Here is a 2750-nt window from a genome sequence, read left to right on the forward strand (position 1 = left end):
ATCAAATCGAAAATGATGGGCACCACTTTGATGTCGCTTCTCGCCCTCGTCTACGACGGTCGCCGTGAGGCGCTTACTGCGCTGGCTGCGAGACGCTGCAATCGGTCCGGCCTTCATCGCGCCTGGCAGTCCGTGGCAAAACGGGTTCGTCGAGAGCTTTAACGGCAAGCTGCGTGACGAATTGCTGAACCGGGAATGGTTCCGCAGCCGTGCCGAGGCCAAGGTACTCATCGAACGCTGGCGGCAGTTCTACAACGAGCGCCGGCCCCATAGCGCGCATCGCTATCAACCTCCGGCCACGGTCCGTCGAGCCTGGTTGGATTCCGATAATATCGACGCGAAACTCACTGCCTGATTGGCTACAAAATCCCGCCGCAGGTCAGGCGCACGATACGCGCCCCTGACGATGCGCGGTACTCGGATGTGCACGTTTAACGTAATTCTATTGGAGAGACATTGTGACTTGAGACGTTTCTTGTAGCCATCGGTCCTGCCTTCATCGCACCGGGCAGTCCGTGGCAAAACGGGTTTGTCGAGAGCTTCAACGGCAAGCTGCGTGACGAATTGCTGAACCGGGAATGGTTCCGCAGCCGCGCCGAGGCCATTCGCCTATTCCGACAAGGAAACGGAATGGGCACGCCGTGTCGTAAGAGCCGCGCAGGCGAGTGGTGGCGAAGCAGTCTCCGTTGACGGGACGATGGTCGACAAACCGATAGTCCTTAAAGCACTTGAAATTGTCTCATCTGCCGATCGATAGGCCATGCCATCAAATTGGGGGGGCGTCATGGGCATCTGCGGACACGAGGCAGAGAAACGTATTTACTAGTCTCAGACCACCGCCTGCTTCTATCCGGTTTTCCTCAGAGGGGGGGGCGCGATCGCCGAAACGGCGATCACTCTTTTATTTCGAGATGTTGGTCAGCATCAACTCAACATGCAAGTGCATCGACCACCGTCGTCGTATCTCGAGGACGCATTCAATATGATATGTACTGCGACAACTTGTGATGAATTTGATGTGTGTACTGACGAAATATCGTGGGAGACACGTCGTGACATTAAGGTTAGGCCAATCCACGGGAATCATGGGCACGAGCTTTGGCAAAAATTATTTGGAATTGCCTGGAGAATTCTGGCCCTCTCACGCGCCTATCGGGTGTTTCGCATGCCAGTCAGTCGCGGATTGGAATGCGTTGGATGCGTTCACCAATTCTGCTTCAGAAAATGGTGCACCGATCAACTGAAAAACCAGCGGCATCGCGTCTGCAGAAAATCCGCAGGGCAAGACCACGGAAGGCAAACTGGCCATATTGAATGGGCATGTGAATCGATGGATATCCGCAATAAGTTCGTCGTCAATTCTAGACATGCGTTCGATCGTCGGAACGCCAGCCGGCAATACAGGCAGCGCGACGAAATCGACTTGACTGAACAACGCCAGCAGCCTGCCTCGGAACTCCTGACGGCGCAACAGCAATCGTTGGTACTGCGTGCCCGGCAGTGCGCGTCCTTGCTCAATCAGCGTCGCGAGACTCGGACTGTATTCGCTTCTGCGAGATGGGTAGGTCGTATCGTGTGCGACTGCCGCTTGTACCGCGCATACCGGAAACCAGTCCCAGATCATTTCTTCGACATTTGGCAGCGCAACCTCCACGATCGTCGCGCCGAGGTCAGAGAGCGTCGCAATGGCATCGGAGATCGCCAGGGACATCACGTTGCTGAGGCGCGCGCCGAGCCACGACGTGTCGACGCCAAGCCGAACGCCTTCGAGGTCATGGCACGGCTCGACGGAAAATTGAGGCACTGCGCGGAGCGACGTAGTCGGGTCGGCGGGGTCCCGGCCGGCGACAATTCCAAGAGCGGCCGCAGCGTCAGCAGCCGATCGAGCGATCACACCAACGTGGTCGAGGGTCGAGGCAAGCTCGAACGTTCGATGGCGAGACACACGTCCCCAAGTAGGCTTGATACCCGTAACTCCGTTGGCAGCGGCGGGCAGGCGGATCGAGCCGCCAGTTTCGGATGCGAGCGCTGCGTAACAGAGACCGGCGGATACGGCAACCGCGCTACCGCTCGACGACGCACCAGGCCAATAGTCGGCGTGCCACGCGTTACGTGGTGTCGGGAACGGCGCCCGATGTTCCGCGTAAGCGCCCTCCGTCATAGACAACTTACCGAGTATCACAGCACCTGCTTCGCGCAATCGCCGAATGACTGTGGCGTCTTCCGTCGCAAGGGCATTGGCGCGAATTGCCATGCCTGCCGTTGTTGGCACTCCCTTCATGTCAAAAATGTCCTTCACTGCCACTGGCACACCGTGCAAGGGCCCGCGATCTATCCCACGCGCGATTTCCCGCTCGGCTCGGTTCGCTTCGGCGAGCGCGGAAGCTTCCGTTACCCGGATGTATGCCTGCATGATTGGGTCGACTGTATCAATGCGAGAAAGCATGATCCGAGTCAACTCAACCGCGGAGAGAAGCCGCCGCTTAAGCATCGACGATATCTCGGACACGCCCAAGTATGCAATATCCACGGTGGTATCAATTAAATTTATAGTAGTTAGGATATAACGTGCGTCGATCACTGAAATTCAGAATATCATCAATATATTCGATGAAATTTATGGTTACTCGACAACCACGAATATACAGAAATTTGGCCTTTGGGGATCAATGAAACGGAAAGTGCACTTAAGGGTAATCAGGTCGCCTTTATTGGGGCCGCCGTGGTGGCTTTCAGGCATGACAAGGGTT

At 56.4% G+C, this 2750-nt stretch carries 1 protein-coding gene and 2 pseudogenes; 2 read left to right on the forward strand and 1 reads right to left on the reverse strand.

What is annotated here, in order from left to right; translation table 11 throughout:
- Nucleotides 1–112: 112 nt before the first annotated feature.
- Nucleotides 113–355 (forward strand): annotated as a pseudogene (locus WS91_RS32505) (integrase core domain-containing protein); the annotation flags it as partial.
- A 140-nt stretch (nt 356–495) separates the two neighbouring features.
- A pseudogene (locus WS91_RS32510) lies at nt 496–603 on the forward strand (integrase core domain-containing protein); the annotation flags it as partial.
- Nucleotides 604–1141: 538 nt separating this feature from the next.
- On the opposite strand, the gene WS91_RS07765 reads toward WS91_RS32510, so the two are convergent.
- Nucleotides 1142–2530 carry an amidase gene (locus WS91_RS07765; protein WP_231751997.1) on the reverse strand — a complete coding sequence of 463 codons (1389 nt, stop codon included), beginning with the start codon at nt 2528–2530 and terminating at the stop codon, nt 1142–1144.
- Nucleotides 2531–2750 lie beyond the last annotated feature (220 nt).

It is taken from the genome of Burkholderia sp. MSMB1498 (genome assembly GCF_001526245.1).
GTDB classification, from domain to species: Bacteria; Pseudomonadota; Gammaproteobacteria; order Burkholderiales; family Burkholderiaceae; genus Burkholderia; species Burkholderia savannae.